The following is a 15,552-nucleotide window of genomic DNA, read 5'->3' as shown; positions in this document are numbered from 1 at the left end:
TTTGTTTCAGTGTAAACGATGGTATCTTTTTTAAGAGGTACATCAATTGCATAAAAAGGTACTTATTCAAGTGCCTTTTCATTTCGGTCTACTATTCTTTGTAAGTTATGTTCGTACAATGGCAGTTCTTCCATTGTCAATCCGGAGGGTGTTACTATTTCTGAAAGTTGCTGGAGAGCTTGCAATAGGCGCAGCATTAAATCGGAAATAGTAATGGTTTCACTAAGCAGTTCGGTAAGAGAAGCCATCGTGTCAGGAATAATAGCAGGATAAATAAACTTTGTTTGTTCTCCTTGTAAAGCAATATTATAAAAATCTCGAACCAGCGCAGCCCTTTCTGATCCACTTCCTAATGCACATAAGTAAATTTGTACAGCTATACCGCCGCGAATCCGGCGTTGTGAAATGCCGGCAAATTTTTTATCATTGATGCTTAAATCATAGCTTCCAGGGCAATAAGAGCCTACAATTTCTTTTGCCTCAATAGTTACATTGTATTCGGCAAGCATGGTACGAATTAAATTCCACATAGCATCATAGCCGACATTAATATCAATTCCTTTTTCTGTTTCGCGTAAAATAAGAGAAATGTTTAATACACCTTCATCTAAAACAACGGCTAGTCCACCGGAATTTCGTACAATAACATTGTAGCCTCGGTGCTGCAGAAATTTAATACCCTCTTTGAGAAATGGAAGCCTGGAGTCTTGGATGCCAAGTACAATGGTATCATGGTGTACCCACGACCTTGCAATGGAGGAAGAAGCACCGTTTCCTACTGTAGTACATAATGTATCGTCAATCGCAAAGGATTGCAGCGCTTGAAATTGGGGACCGAGGGTAGACTGGTCAATTACGCGCCATTCCTTTTGATATAATATAGGATGAATATCATTCAACATACGAAAATAACTCCTTATTTCGTTTTGTTACAGCCATATGTATTATAGCAAAAAAAAGATAGCTATCCTAATAGCTATCTTTTTTGATAGAGAAGAATGTATAAAATAAGAGATGCATTTGCTTCTTCCTGTATTTTTTATTGTGTGTTCGGATTGCTTTGTTCAGAAAGTAAAGCAAGAACGGTTTCTCTTATTCGGCGATTTTTTCTAAATTGCCGTTACGATCCATGCGAAATGTGGTTTGGGAGCGGTCTTCTTCTTCAAATAGTGCAAGCTTACGTGCCCGGTTCATAATCTTCATGATTGTGTCGTAATCTTCCTGAATCGTATTGGATTCACGTTCTAATTTTTGAATTTTATTTTCTAATTCTTCATTGAGCTTTATATACTCCTGATTTTCTCTCTTTAATCTTTCGTTTTCTGTTTGTAATGCAGAAGCTTTTACATTGGAACTGCCGATAGAATGCAAGAAGTTAATGACGTCTGTCATTGTAATAGATTTCGGCAATGCCGGGGCTGGAGCAGGATCCGGAGCTGGTAAGCTGCTTGATAAAGAAAGCCCCTCAAGTTCATCATAATCCTCGCTGTCTAAATCAATGGAAGGAATATTTAGGGCGGGTGGAGAGTATAACAGTTTTTTCTTCGCTTGCTCTCCGCTTGAGGCCCGCATTTTCTCTTTTCGATGTTTTTTAGCCAATTGTAACGCTTTATCATAGTTATATCTCACGACTGCGTTCCAACGGAAGCCGCATGCAGCGGATGTGCGATTCAGTTTGTCACCTACTTCTTCGAACGCATTCAGTTGTGTGCTCCCTTCACGAACATGCCGAAGGACAGTTTCAGCCAATAATAAATCATCTTCCTCTGTCCAAGCATCTTGCCTCAATTTCATAGATTCATCTCCTCTTTTTTATTTCTGAATGTCTTATTTTTAGAATGGACAACTCATTTAGCTTTTATACCAACCTTTTAAAAATATAGTAGATTAAAAAGTATGGAGAATAGTGGAGTACATATAGAAAACTTGCATAGTCAAAAAAGAAAATGTAAAATACCTTTTAGCTGTTTTAGAACTTGTAAATACTATACCTGTGAAAAGTTTGATATAGAGAAAGGGTTGTAAATAATGGGAAATGAATTTCGAATATGCGACGATTGTCAGGCAACAAATATTAAGACATTGGTTCCTCGCTTGAAAAAAATAGATGATGCTGCAGATATAAAAATTGGCTGCCAATCTTATTGTGGCCCAGGACGTAAAAAATCTTTCGCATTTGTAAATAATCGTCCGGTTTCAGCGCCAAATGAAAATGAATTAATTCAGAAAATTGAAGATAAACTAAAGTAAGTTAAAAGCACTTCTGAATGAAAGAAGTGCTTTTTTTAATTTAGTATTGATCTGGTTTCGAATCCAATTTCAAGACTGTGAGGAAAGTAATAAGGCGTAAATGGAGCTCTTGCTCCTGGAAGTGTCCCGTTATATAAAATATGAAGTATGGGTTAACATAATGTAAAAGTAAATAGTCTTTAATTTCAATGACTCGTAAATTTAGCTATAATAAAAGTACTATAGTAACGGAAGGGGGTATTGACTTGTTATATGCTAATGGCAAGTTAGATGAGAAGAAAGTATTTAAAGACCCCGTACATAGATATATTCATGTTCATGATAAAATTATTTGGGATTTAATTGGAACAGCTGAGTTTCAAAGGCTGCGCCGTATTCGACAGCTCGGCACAACTTTTTTTACGTTTCATGGAGCGGAGCATAGCCGCTTTAATCATTCCTTGGGGGTATACGAGATTATTCGCAGAATGATTGACGATATTTTTGAGGGCAGACCGCAATGGAATGCAGAAGATCGTCTGCTTTGTTTATGTTCTGCACTTCTTCATGATGTAGGGCATGGTCCATTTTCTCATTCTTTTGAAAAGGTATTTGGTCTCGATCACGAGAAGTTTACACAACGGGTTGTTCTTGGGGATACAGAAATTAATAAGGTGCTGAGCCGAGTAGATATCCAATTTCCACAAAGAGTAGCAGAAGTTATTGCTAAAACTTCAAGCAATAAACTGGTTGTCAGTATGATTTCAAGTCAAATTGACGCAGATCGGATGGATTATTTGTTGAGAGATGCATATTACACGGGAGTAAGTTATGGTAACTTTGATATGGAGCGTATTTTAAGAGTGATGCGTCCATACGGGAACCAAGTAGTCATTAAATCCAGTGGTATGCATGCAGTGGAGCATTACATCATGAGTCGTTATCAGATGTACTGGCAAGTGTATTTTCATCCTGTTACGCGTAGCTCAGAAGTTATATTAACAAAAATATTGCACCGCGCAAAAGTACTTCATGCGCAGGACTATATATTTAAAAACAAGCCAATCCACTTCTATTCTTTGTTTGAGGAGAACGTAACGATAGAAGATTATTTACGATTAGATGAAAACATTATGTATTATTATTTTCAAGTCTGGCAGGAAGAAGAAGATGCTATTTTAAAGGATTTATGCCGTCGTTTTATGAACAGAAATCTATTTAAATATGTAGACTTTACAGATAAGCATGGTTTAAATAATTGGCTGGATTTAAATAATCTGTTCAAAAAAGCAGGCATTGATCCTGAATATTATTTAGTTGTAGACAGCACTTCTGATTTGCCCTATGACTTTTACCGTACAGGAGAAGAGGAAGAGCGTCTGCCCATTTTACTTCTGATGCCAAATGGAGAGCTGCGGGAATTATCTAGGGAATCTGATATTGTAGAAGCGATTACTGGAAAGAAACGGACAGACCAAAAGCTTTTTTATCCTCATGATTTAATATATGAGGATGGGAGAAGAGGGAAAGTAAAGGAGAAGATTATCAGCTTGTTAGAAGGGAAATAAAAGAAGCAGCTTGTGAGCTGCTTCTGGGAATTACTCGATATCGCTTAAGCGCTTGCCACCAATTGCGTAATGATTTTTAGACATTTCTTCAATGAATACAACGATTTTGTCTGCAGGTGCACCAGTGGTTTCACTAACCGCAGCTGTTACTTTTTCTGCAAGGGCTTGCTTTTGCTCTTCTGTGCGCCCTTCTAGCATTTTTACTGTTACGTATGGCATTATAATCGCTCCCTTTATTATGTATCTTGCACAATCTTATTATAGCTGAAGATAGATACAAAAATCCTAAAAAATATAGAAAGTAATCGCGAAGAGAAACTAAAGAAAAAGGGGTTTGGAAATGGAAGGTTTTTTAGCTTATCCTTTAAGGGAAATTCCGCTTGTTGTTATTTCGTTAATGCTGGCATTTTCACTGCATGAATTTGCTCATGCTTATGTAGCTTATAAATTTGGAGATCCGACTGCAAAAAATCAAGGAAGACTTACACTATCTCCTTTTTCCCATCTTGACCCAATTGGAACCATTGCGATTTTTCTTATTGGTTTTGGTTGGGCACGGCCGGTCCCTGTTAATCGCTATCATTTTAAAAACCCTCGTTTAGCAGGAATTCTTGTGTCTGTCGCTGGGCCGTTGAGTAATCTTTTTTTAGCGACTGCTGGTCTGGTTATCTGGTATAGCTTTGTGAAATTTGGTGTACTGGATATGGCTTCTCCTGCAGTAAATCAAACGCTGCAAGACTTCTTCCAAGTGTTTATCGGATTAAATATTGTTTTATTTGTTTTCAACCTGTTGCCATTTCCGCCGCTGGATGGTTATCGGATTATTGAAGATTTAGCTCCTCCGGGTATACGGGCGACGTTAACTCAATATGAAAATTATGGTGCATTGATTTTTCTCATTCTTGTCATTACACCTCTGGATCAATATACGATTCAACCTATCTTCCAGGTTGCTATTCCATATGTATGGAATCTTTTGCAATCTTGGATCGGCCCGTTATTTGGAATGTACTAGTAGACTGTTGTAAAATTAGAATTAAAAGTGGAGCAGGGAGGTATTCCAATGGAAGAACAACCAAAAAAGAAAGCGATTGGGTTCAATATATTAAAAAATGATTCGACAAGCGGGCACGGCGGATTCGGAGTTGGAGCTTTGAGCTTAGAGAATATTTCTCCGGTGTTTATCGATGTGACGGAAGGAGAAGCATTCGTTGATATAGGGGCTATGCATGCAAGAAGCGTAGTGGAAAAAGGAATTAAATTTTTGGCAAACAAAGATGAAGTGCCGAATGGAAAACCATATTGGCTTGTGTGGGTAACGATAGAACGCACAGAGAAAGGGGCTTATTATGCGGGTGCGACAGCTTGTGAAATGACCGTAGATCGTGAAATACGCCGGGGATATAAATCTTTGCCAGAACATGTGAATAAAATGGATAAATCATTAAAGCGCCATATTCTTGTTGACCATATGGATGAAAAGTCTAAACATGTATTGGCACAATTCCTAAAGAACCATGATGAAAGCATGTGGAACCTCTCAAGTGAAAAGTTAAAAACGGATCTTTTAAATAACGAATAATCTTGTACAATTGTTGGAATTGAAGTAAACTATAACCGATACCGATTTACATTTAAAAACTAGGACAACGAAACGCCTGCGGCATTCCCGCAGGCGTTTCGTATTTACCAAGGAAGATATTTTTTGTACCACTTTTCTTGTTGTTTTGCTTTGATTTTCATATCGTTAAAACTATCTGGTTCATGAAGATGGTCCATACAATATTCAGTAGGCTCTGTCCCTTTCACAAAATACATTTTTATCCAAATAGGACAGTCTTTTGTGGCAATTTTTCCGTTTCTAGGGTCGATATTCAGCCCTACCACTCCTGCAGGCTTTGTGAATTTCTTTTTTGGTTCATCTTTGAGCGATTCTTCCATAACATTTGCCCAAATTATCTTTGCATAGCGCTGTTCACTAGGGTTAGTAATAATTTTTCCTTTATCATATCCAACCCAAACACCTGTTACGAGCTGCGGAGTAAAGCCAATCATCCAGCTGTCGGTTTTAGTAGAACCTGATTTTCCTGCATAGGTTCGAGTTAATTTGTTCATGATGGTTTGTCCAGTTACAGAAGTATAGCTGCCAAGCTTCGGATTGAACATACCTGTCATCATTTGTGCTGTTACATATGCTATATCTTTATCTAGTACTTGTTCTCTTTCTAAGTGAGAATCATACAGAACATTGCCGTCTTGGTCAATGACCCTACGGATAAACACCGGTTTAGCTTTCTTACCTCCATTAGCAAACATGCCGTAAGCAGCTGTCATTTCAATCGGTTTTACTGGAGAAGTTCCTAATGCTAAAGCAGGAATAGCCTCTAGTTTGCTTGAAATTCCGAATTCCTTTGCTGTGTTCACTAGTGCTTTTTCACCTAAAAATAAGTGAGTCTTCACTGCGTAGATATTATCAGAAACAGCTAATGCTTCTTCCATGGTGATGAATTCATCGGCATAGTAATTGTTGTAGTTTGAAGGTTTATAAGTTGATACCCCATCATTCATTTTAAAGGTTGTATATTCGCTTTTTAAACGCGTTACGGGTGTAAATCCTTGTTTTAAAGCAGCATAATACAAAAAGGGCTTAAACGAAGAACCGGGTTGTCTATAGGCTTGCGTAGCTCTATTAAATTGGCTCTTCTTATAATCTCGCCCTCCCACAAGAGCTTTCACTTCTCCTGTTCCAGGATCCATAGATACTACAGCTGTTTCAATTTCTGATGAAGCAGGAATTATGTCTTGTACCTGTTTTTCCACTATTTCTTGTACATTTCGATCTAAAGTCGTATATATGCGCAAGCCGCCGCGCTGTACTGTTTGTTCATCCATACCCAGCTCTTTTATAAGTACAGATTGCACCATGTTTTGAAAGTATGGTGCAATTGTTGGCGCTTTTGCCTGTTCAAGAGGGTGATAAAAAAGCTTTTCTTGCGCTGCCTTATCTCTTTGTGTTTTTGTAATAAACCCTTGTTTTTCCATTTCCTTCAGAATTAAGGCTTGCCGTGCTTTTGCCCTTGCTTCGTTAATATAGGGAGAAAAATAACCTGGACCTTTTGGGATTCCAGCAAGCATGCTTGCTTCTGCTAATGTTAAATTTTTTGCGGATTTACCAAAATACAAACGTGAAGCAGCTTCAATTCCATACGCACCGTGTCCATAGTAAATAGTATTGAGATATCCTTCTAAAATTTGTGATTTATTGTAGTTCACTTCTAGGCGAACTGTATATAACGCTTCTACTACTTTTCGTTTCCATGTTTTATCGTGGGTAAGGTATAAATTACGTGCGTATTGCTGGGTAATAGTACTGGCGCCTTGTACTTTGGCCATCGCCCGTACGTCCGCAAGTAAAGCACCTGCAATCCGTTTGACATCAAAGCCGTGATGGTCGTAAAAACGTTGATCCTCCACTGCTAAAGTGGCGTACTTTACATACGGAGAAATATGCTCCATATCGATCCAATAGCGGTTTTGTCCAGTATGGCTTTGACCAATGACAGAATTATCATTCGCATAAAAGACAGTTGTTTGCGGCACTGCTATAGGTGGCGGACCTGCAATTTTAGCAGCTAAAAATATTATGGAAACAATTGCGGCAAGTATAAATGAAGCCAGCGAACCAATAATAAGAACAGCACGCACATATTTAATAGCTCTTTTATTTATGGTAAGTTCCATGTGCATCCCCCTTATACAAAATGCTCTTATTAGTATTGAGGGATTTGCTTTTTTTTAAACTAATATAGCGGAAGTTTATTCTTCAGCCCTGCAGCTTTTACACCTGGATTTTTAAGCGCAGGATCGGGCTCCTAAAAGTACAATAGGGTTCAGAGAAGAGGAAAAGAAACTATGCTTAAAAAAATTACTGATTTTTTTACTTTTCGCTATACATTTTTGGTTATTTGTTTTATTTTGATTAAGGGACAAAAAGTCTAAAAGAAGGGTAGTGGATAACAAAATGGAACTATGGTTCACAGAAAAGCAAACAGAAAACTTTGGTATTACTGCGAAAATTAAACGCACTTTACATACAGAGCAAACGGAATTCCAAAAGCTTGATATGGTAGAAACAGAAGAATTCGGTAATATGCTGATTTTAGATGGCATGGTAATGACAACTCAAAAAGATGAGTTCGTGTATCATGAAATGGTGGCGCACGTGCCATTATTCACTCATCCAAACCCTGAAAATGTTCTTGTAGTAGGCGGCGGTGACGGTGGAGTTATTCGTGAAGTATTAAAGCATCCAAGCGTGAAGAAAGCAACTCTTGTAGAGATTGACGGAAAAGTAATTGAATACTCTAAAAAATACTTACCTGAAATTGCTGGAGAGTTGGAAAATCCTCGTGTTGATGTAAAAATTGATGATGGCTTCATGCATATCGCTCAAAGCGAGAATGTATACGATGTAATTATGGTAGACTCTACAGAGCCTGTAGGGCCTGCAGTAAATCTATTTACAAAAGGCTTTTATGCGGGTATTTCTAAGGCATTGAAAGAAGACGGTATTTTCGTGGCACAAACAGATAACCCTTGGTTCACACCAGAATTGATTTCAACAGTATTTAGAGACGTAAAGGAAATCTTCCCGATTACACGTCTATATACAGCGAACATTCCGACATACCCAAGTGGTTTGTGGACATTCACAATGGGTTCTAAAAAACATGATCCTCTTGCAGTAAGCGAAGAGCGTTTCCATGAAATTGAAACAAAGTACTACACAAAAGAGCTTCACAAAGCTGCTTTCGCTTTACCGAAGTTTGTTGGCGATTTAATTAAATAAGAGCTTTCCTTATGGGAAGGAAACAAAAAGATATAAATGAAAAAGAACGCCTTTTCTAAGGCGTTCTTCATACATAAAGGAGGAAAAAGTATGCGTTTTGACGAAGCATATTCTGGAAATGTTTTTATTAAAAGTCATCCAAGCTATGAAGAGGCGGAAGCGGTTATTTACGGTATGCCAATGGATTGGACTGTAAGCTTCCGTCCAGGCTCTCGTTTTGGCCCTTCTCGTATTCGCGAAGTTTCTATCGGATTAGAAGAATATAGCCCATATATGGATCGTGAATTAGAAGAAGTAAAATACTTTGATGCAGGTGATATTCCACTTCCGTTTGGGAATGCACAGCGTAGCCTTGATATGATCGAAGAGTATATCGACGGATTATTGGCAGACGGCAAGTTCCCATTAGGAATGGGCGGTGAGCACTTAGTATCTTGGCCGGTTATTAAGGCAATGTATAAAAAATACCCTGATCTAGCTATCATCCATATGGATGCACACACTGATCTTCGTGATTCTTATGAAGGTGAACCATTATCTCACTCCACGCCAATTAAAAAAGCGTGTGATTTAATCGGTCCGCAAAACGTGTATTCTTTCGGAATTCGTTCTGGTATGAAGGAAGAGTTTCAGTGGGCAAAGGAAGTAGGCATGAATCTCTTTAAATTTGACGTACATGCTCCTCTTAAAGAAGTATTGCCTAAACTGGCAGGACGTCCTGTATATGTGACAATTGATATTGACGTGTTAGATCCAGCTCATGCTCCGGGTACAGGTACATTAGAAGCAGGCGGTATCACATCAAAAGAATTGTTGGCTTCCATCATGGAAATCGCAAATTCTAATGTGAAGGTAGTCGGTGCAGATGTTGTAGAAGTAGCGCCGGTATATGATCATAGCGAGCAAACTCCAGTTGTGGCGAGCAAATTGATTCGTGAAATTATCCTTGGATTAGTGCAAAAGCGCTAAACATGAAATATAAAAAACGCTTGGATAAAGCAGTATCCAAGCGTTTTTATCGTTATAAGAAGGCTCATTTTGCTTAAGATTACTCGATCGTGCAAAAAGTATTAGCGGGCCGGCAAAGAGTTCAGACCATATTCTGCGTGAAACATAGTATATTTTTTGATATGATAGTGAAAGTGCGCTTATAAATATGCTAATTATGTTCATGCTAATTTTATTATGTATATACAAGATTGAAAGGTGTGCAGAACGTGGACAATCAATCCGCAGGCTTACCCGTGAAGCTGAAATTTACTACACAAATCCGAGAAGGAACGCGTAAGGAAACCGTTGCTTTTGAAGCTGTTGGTCTATACTATGTAAAGGGTCAAAATACATACCTGAAGTTTCAAGAACCGAACGAACATGGGGACATCGACACAATTATAAAAATACAGGATGAGAGTGTCCTTATTATGCGTTCTGGTGTTGTTTCTATGAGACAAGTACATAAAAAAGGGGAATGGACAAAAGGAACCTATAGAAGTGAGCTCGGTGTGTTTTCATTGGATACAAAAACAGACAATGTCCTATTCGATTGGTCGGATAAAACAAAAAAGGGGCAGTTATTTGTTACGTATGCTTTGCTTTTAAATGAAACGGAAGCAGGACGATATACGATTACAATCAACTTTAAGGAGGAAAGAAAATGAATACTCTAGAGCAAGTGAAAGAGTTATTGAAAGCAGAAATTAAAGCAGCTGTACTAAAAGCAGGTTTAGCTCCAGAAGAACAAACTCCTGATGCTGTGTTAGAAGTGCCAAAAGAGAAAGCGCACGGCGACTTTTCTACAAACATGGCCATGCAGCTAGCACGTATAGCTAAAAAAGCACCTCGAGTAATTGCAGAGGAATTGGTGAACAGCTTTGATAAGGAAAAAGCATCCATCGATAAAATTGAAATTGCAGGACCAGGTTTTATTAACTTTTATATGGATAATAGTTATTTAACAGACTTGATACCTGTGATTGTACAGGCAGGAGAAGCATATGGTGAAACTAATGCAGGGAAAGGCCAAAAGGTACAGGTAGAGTTTGTATCAGCAAACCCTACAGGGGACTTACACTTAGGGCATGCCCGGGGTGCAGCTGTTGGTGATACATTATGTAATGTGCTTGCAAAAGCAGGATATGATGTAAGCCGTGAATATTATATTAATGATGCAGGCAATCAAATTCATAACCTGGCTCTTTCTGTAGAAGCGCGTTATATGCAGGCTTTAGGGATGGACAAAGAAATGCCGGCAGACGGATATTATGGTGAAGATATCATCGGAATTGGTAAGAGCTTGGCGGAAGAGTTTGGCGATCGTTATGCACATGCAGATGAAAAGGAACGTTACGAGTTTTTCCGTGAGTACGGTTTGAAATATGAGTTAGAAAAGCTGAAAAAGGACCTAGGAAATTTCCGTGTTCATTTTGATGTTTGGTATTCTGAAACGTCTCTTTATAATAACGGTAAAATCGACGAGGCATTGGCAGTATTAAAAGAGCGCAATGAAATTTATGAGCAAGATGGTGCAACGTGGTTCCATTCTACTGCTTATGGAGATGACAAAGACCGTGTGTTGATTAAGCAAGATGGATCTTACACATACTTAACACCAGATATCGCGTATCATCGAGATAAGCTAGAGCGTGGTTTCGAAAAGCTGATTAATATTTGGGGAGCAGATCATCACGGTTATATTCCTCGTATGAAGGCTGCTATTCAAGCTTTGGGATACGATAAAGAGATGCTCGAAGTAGAAATTATCCAAATGGTACAGTTATACCAAAACGGCGAAAAAGTGAAGATGAGTAAGCGTACCGGAAAGGCTGTTACACTGCGTGAATTGATGGAAGAAGTTGGTGTAGATGCAATGCGTTATTTCTTCGCAATGCGCAGTGCAGATTCTCACTTAGACTTTGATATGGATTTAGCAGTATCTAAATCGAACGAAAACCCAGTGTACTATTCCCAATACGCTCATGCACGCGTATGCAGCATTCTGCGTCAAGGAGAAGAGCTAGGCTTAGGGAAAGGTACAGAGGTAAATTATAAGTTGATTGATTCTGAAAAAGAATTTGATTTATTGAAAAAGCTTGGAGAATTCCCAGCAGCAGTAGCAGAAGCTGCACAAAAACGCTTGCCTCATCGCATGACCAATTATGTGTTTGAATTAGCATCTACTCTTCACAGCTTCTATAACGCAGAAAAAGTGTTAGATCGCGACAATTTAGAAAAGAGTAACGCTCGTTATGAGCTTATGAAAGCTGTACAAATTACGATTCAAAATGCATTGAAACTTATTGGGGTAGCAGCGCCGGAGAAGATGTAATATAGAAAGAAGATACGGTGCGTTTTGTTCTCAATATTATTCAAAAGACCTGGCCTTAGTAGACCAGGTCTTTTTTAATCTTCTAGAGCTGTTAAAATGATGGGTTCTCCTTTTGTAATGACAATCGTATGTTCACATTGTGCTACAAGACTTTTATCAGGTGTTAAAAATGTCCACCCGTCTCCGCCTTCAATAATATATTCTGCTTTCGCTGATACGAATGGTTCTACTGCAAGGACAAGTCCTTCTTTTAAGAGCTCACTGTCCATAGGATCAAAGTAGTTTAGAATATGATCCGGCTTTTCGTGAAGGCTGCGGCCGATGCCGTGACCAGTTAGGTTTTTAATGACTGTAAAACCATTCTTTTTAGCTTCATTCCAAACTGCTCTGCCAATTTGATTTTTTTTGGCTCCTGCCCGTGCCTTTTTCATTGCTTCCCAAAAAGCACTTTCGGCAGTTTGGCAAAGACGTTCTTTTATTTCATCGCTTTGACCTATAACAAAAGAAATTCCAGTATCCGCATAATACCCGTCCAGTGCAGCGGAAATATCAATATTAATTAAATCACCGTCTTTTAATACACGGTCTCCCGGAATACCATGAGCTACCTCTTCGTTCACGCTGATACAAGTAACACCTGGGAAATCGTATTCCTTTTCTGGTGCCGATTCTGCACCATGCTCATCCAGCACTCTTTTTCCGATTAAATCCAATTCCTTTGTCGTCATGCCGGGCTTTGCTTGACGCCTCATTTCCTCACGAGCCAGCGCCACGATTCGTCCAATATTACGTAATCCTGCTAATTCCTGTTCATTTGTAATAATCATAGAAAACCTACTTTCTAACATAGGATATGTTATTTTATATTAGCATGATTGCATAGGCGATTCAAAATATTCCATATGATATATCACTTTTCCTGCTCAGGCTTTTGGCAGTTACAAGATGACAGGACGATAGAACGTTCCAGGAAATTATTTCAATAAAATTTCAAAAAATTATAGGGGAAAAGTGTGTAATAATTAAGCACAACTTTGTTATATGCTGCATAGCTGGAGTCATCAGAGATACTTTCTTCGATAACTACCATTGAAGCTGAGCTGTATAAACTGAAAAAGCCCGAATATTCGGGGCTTTTTCAGTGAGAAATCAAGGATTTCCTTGGTTTTCTTATGTTTTTGAAATCATTTGAGGAATCTTTATTTAATTTCAATTTCTGCTCCTGCTATCCGCTTAAATCCTCTCATTTTTGATAAATCCTCGATAAGCTGAAAGAGGGCTTGATCTTTTCGTTTACTTTCGATCATAACATCGAAGTCTCGTTGTGTGCTTTTTGCTATTTGGAAAAAAGGTTTTACAAATTCAGCATTTACAAATTCGGCGTGACTTCGAAATTCTTTTTCATTTTTAGGTGAAGATAAATGAACTTTCGGATTAAGGTTTGTATGCTCCCATGTTTGAAATACAAGTGGCAGCAGTTCTTCAAGGTGAGCTTCACTTGGATTTGCATAGTGGTGGTGATAATCAAAAACAAGTGGAATATGTTCATGCTTACATACTGATAATGTTTCTTCAGTTGTATACGTTTTGTCATCATTTTCTAATGTCATTTGTTTTTTGATGTGCACAGGAAGCTTACGAAGATTGTCATGAAAACGCCGGATAGCAGCGTTTTTATCACCGTAAGCCCCGCCAACATGAATATTAATAAAGGACTTATCTGCAATCCCCATAGCGTTCAATACATTGTAATGATACTCCATATCTACCACTGCATTATCTGTGATATGAGGCTTATCGCTTGTAAACAATGTGAATTGATTAGGATGAAAGCTGACACGTAATTTATATTGTTGCGCTAGATTTCCAATTTCTTTAAATTCATTTCGAAATAAATTTACATAATCAAAGTTCACCTCTGGATGAGTGGCTAATGGCACCATGGAGGAAGAAAAGCGATAGAGATGAATTTCATGGGCAATGTTATAGTGTAATATTCTTAATGTATTGCGAAGATTTTCTTTTGTAATCGTGTAGAGCTTCTCTTCGCGTTCTTGTTGATTAAGCTGCTTCCATCTAGTAAAGGTCATAGTTTTGGCAGGTGAGCATTCCCAGAGAGATAGTGCATGAGATACATAACCGAATCGGATTTTCAATATGTCCACTCCCTATAAAAAAAAAGAAATTGTTGCAGCAATCCACTCTCTGCATCTTTGCTTCATAGTGATATGTTCAAAGTGCTCAAGTGTAAGTTTGCGTGAATTTTCAAGATCTTGGTCTATTTCTTTTGTGACAATATCCATGAATGGCGATTCATAGAGCAAACAGTTCATTTCATGGTTGATATACAGACTCCTTAAATCAAAATTAGCGGTGCCAATATCACACACTGTTTCATCTGCTTTAACGATCTTAGCGTGAAAAAAACCATCTTCAAATTGATGCACTTTACAGCCTGCGCGCAGCAGTTTACGAAAGTAAGGAAACGCAGCTTCTTTAACAAAAGGGTGATCTGATTTAAGAGGAACAAGAATCGTTACCTTCACTCCCCTGTGCAATGCGTCTAATAGTGCATTCATTATCGATTTTCCTGGAACAAAATACGGTGTACCGATATATAATTCGTTTTTCGTATTATGAATTAAGTCCAAGAATGTTTGCTTTAAGTAGGCACCATCCGTTGGGATAAAGCGATGAGGAACAGTTCCTTTTTCTAAAGGCGGAAAGTATTTTGTTTCACGAATAAGATATTCTTTCGTGTCATCATACCAATCATGTAAAAACTGTTGCTGTAAATCCACCACTCCTTCTCCAGTCAGGCGCAAATGATAATCTCGCCAGTTTCCAAGCTTAGGATTGTGACCAAGATATTCTTCTCCTATATTAAATCCGCCAATATAACCAATTTTTCCGTCGAGAATTGTAATTTTACGGTGGTTGCGTTGATTCAGTGAGTAAAACCAAAACGGGAATCGGATTTTATGACAAAAGGAAAAATGGACTCCAGCATCTCGGAGCTCCTCTATCGCTTTGTTTGATAAATGATGGCTGCCGATACGGTCCAGCAGTAAGCGTACTTCTGTTCCTTGTTGAGCTTTTTTCTTTAGTATGGTTAAAAACTCATTGCTTACTGTGTCATTATTTACAATGAAAAATAAAATATGGATATGTTCTTTTGCATTTCGTATATCTTGAAATAGGTCATCGTATAATGTTTTTCCATCTGTATATAAACGAAAATCGCTTTGACGTAGCGGGAGAATCCGTTTTTTCACACGTTTTAGCTGAGCTTTTCTGCCTAGATAAAAATCAACTGGCAGCCAAATAAGTAACAAGGCGAGCAAGAAAGTAAAAAAAGTAAGCATACGGGAGCCCCTCCAGATTCAAGTGTTTTTAGTTTCGCCTGATGTTGGGTGGATTATGATTGAAAATGCGTTTCATTGTGTCGAAAGAATTTGTATTGTTGTATAACAAAAAAAGGGTTGACTGAATGCTCACTCATACTATAATGAAAGTAGGGTATGAATTCAGAAAATTAATTATTATCTAAAAGGAGGTAATTTTCTAATATAATTTTTATT

Annotated in this window: 14 protein-coding genes and 2 pseudogenes; 8 read left to right on the top strand and 8 right to left on the bottom strand. The window is 38.2% G+C overall.

Going from position 1 to position 15,552, the window contains the following annotated elements:
• Positions 1–62: 62 nt before the first annotated feature.
• The 3 genes and pseudogenes from lipL to J7Q84_RS18750 form a co-directional block, all read right to left on the bottom strand.
• The gene (gene lipL, locus J7Q84_RS10515; RefSeq protein ID WP_481747545.1) at positions 63–902 is read right to left on the bottom strand and encodes an octanoyl-[GcvH]:protein N-octanoyltransferase; all 840 of its coding nucleotides are present in this window, start codon (positions 900–902) and stop codon (positions 63–65) included.
• 190 nt (positions 903–1,092) lie between these two features.
• Positions 1,093–1,416: pseudogene (locus J7Q84_RS18755) on the bottom strand (RsfA family transcriptional regulator); the annotation flags it as partial.
• Positions 1,417–1,511: 95 nt separating this feature from the next.
• Positions 1,512–1,794: pseudogene (locus tag J7Q84_RS18750) on the bottom strand (RsfA family transcriptional regulator); the annotation flags it as partial.
• Positions 1,795–2,028: 234 nt separating this feature from the next.
• Between J7Q84_RS18750 and J7Q84_RS10505 the strand changes: the two are divergent.
• Together J7Q84_RS10505 and J7Q84_RS10500 are read left to right on the top strand one after the other, a co-directional pair.
• Entirely contained in the window at positions 2,029–2,250 is a 222-nt protein-coding gene (locus tag J7Q84_RS10505; protein WP_209094497.1) for a YuzB family protein, read from the top strand.
• Positions 2,251–2,495: 245 nt separating this feature from the next.
• Positions 2,496–3,797, top strand: coding sequence for an HD domain-containing protein (locus tag J7Q84_RS10500; RefSeq protein WP_209094496.1), 1,302 nt, complete (start codon positions 2,496–2,498; stop codon positions 3,795–3,797).
• A 30-nt stretch (positions 3,798–3,827) separates the two neighbouring features.
• Here J7Q84_RS10500 and J7Q84_RS10495 read toward each other — a convergent pair whose 3' ends face one another.
• The gene (locus tag J7Q84_RS10495) at positions 3,828–4,016 is read right to left on the bottom strand and encodes a 2-hydroxymuconate tautomerase (RefSeq protein ID WP_209094495.1); all 189 of its coding nucleotides are present in this window, start codon (positions 4,014–4,016) and stop codon (positions 3,828–3,830) included.
• Between the two features lie 121 nt (positions 4,017–4,137).
• Here J7Q84_RS10495 and J7Q84_RS10490 point away from each other — a divergent pair, with 121 nt between their 5' ends.
• Together J7Q84_RS10490 and J7Q84_RS10485 are read left to right on the top strand one after the other, a co-directional pair.
• Positions 4,138–4,812 carry a site-2 protease family protein gene (locus J7Q84_RS10490; protein WP_209094494.1) on the top strand — a complete coding sequence of 225 codons (675 nt, stop codon included), beginning with the start codon at positions 4,138–4,140 and terminating at the stop codon, positions 4,810–4,812.
• 48 nt (positions 4,813–4,860) lie between these two features.
• Positions 4,861–5,379, top strand: coding sequence for a YwhD family protein (locus J7Q84_RS10485; RefSeq protein ID WP_209094493.1), 519 nt, complete (start codon positions 4,861–4,863; stop codon positions 5,377–5,379).
• 104 nt (positions 5,380–5,483) lie between these two features.
• Here the strand turns inward: J7Q84_RS10485 and J7Q84_RS10480 are convergent, their stop codons facing one another.
• Entirely contained in the window at positions 5,484–7,538 is a 2,055-nt protein-coding gene (locus tag J7Q84_RS10480; protein ID WP_209094492.1) for a transglycosylase domain-containing protein, read from the bottom strand.
• A 280-nt stretch (positions 7,539–7,818) separates the two neighbouring features.
• On the opposite strand from J7Q84_RS10480, the gene speE reads away from it, so the two are divergent.
• From speE to argS, 4 genes are all read left to right on the top strand, one after another.
• On the top strand, positions 7,819–8,646 hold the full coding sequence (speE, locus tag J7Q84_RS10475) for a polyamine aminopropyltransferase (RefSeq protein WP_209094491.1): 828 nt from the start codon (positions 7,819–7,821) through the stop codon (positions 8,644–8,646).
• A gap of 90 nt (positions 8,647–8,736) precedes the next feature.
• Entirely contained in the window at positions 8,737–9,615 is an 879-nt protein-coding gene (gene speB, locus J7Q84_RS10470) for an agmatinase (protein ID WP_209094490.1), read from the top strand.
• A gap of 248 nt (positions 9,616–9,863) precedes the next feature.
• Positions 9,864–10,304: a YwiB family protein gene (locus J7Q84_RS10465; RefSeq protein ID WP_209094489.1), complete on the top strand. Its 441-nt coding sequence runs from the start codon at positions 9,864–9,866 to the stop codon at positions 10,302–10,304.
• Positions 10,301–11,971, top strand: coding sequence for an arginine--tRNA ligase (gene argS, locus J7Q84_RS10460; protein WP_209094488.1), 1,671 nt, complete (start codon positions 10,301–10,303; stop codon positions 11,969–11,971). Before J7Q84_RS10465 ends, argS begins: the two co-directional genes overlap by 4 nt.
• Positions 11,972–12,045: 74 nt before the next feature.
• Here the strand turns inward: argS and map are convergent, their stop codons facing one another.
• From map to cls, 3 genes are all read right to left on the bottom strand, one after another.
• Positions 12,046–12,798, bottom strand: coding sequence for a type I methionyl aminopeptidase (gene map / locus J7Q84_RS10455; RefSeq protein WP_209094487.1), 753 nt, complete (start codon positions 12,796–12,798; stop codon positions 12,046–12,048).
• Positions 12,799–13,170: 372 nt separating this feature from the next.
• Positions 13,171–14,127 carry a UV DNA damage repair endonuclease UvsE gene (gene uvsE, locus J7Q84_RS10450; RefSeq protein ID WP_209094486.1) on the bottom strand — a complete coding sequence of 319 codons (957 nt, stop codon included), beginning with the start codon at positions 14,125–14,127 and terminating at the stop codon, positions 13,171–13,173.
• Between the two features lie 12 nt (positions 14,128–14,139).
• Positions 14,140–15,336 (bottom strand): cardiolipin synthase, encoded by a 1,197-nt coding sequence (gene cls / locus J7Q84_RS10445; RefSeq protein ID WP_209094485.1) that lies wholly within the window; start codon positions 15,334–15,336, stop codon positions 14,140–14,142.
• Positions 15,337–15,552: the final 216 nt, after the last annotated feature.

It is taken from the genome of Bacillus sp. 165 (genome assembly GCF_017742235.1).
Taxonomy (GTDB): domain Bacteria; phylum Bacillota; class Bacilli; order Bacillales; family Bacillaceae_G; genus JAGHKQ01.
The sequence above is the reverse complement of the archived record's forward strand: the minus strand, read 5'-3'. Positions and strand labels throughout refer to the sequence as shown.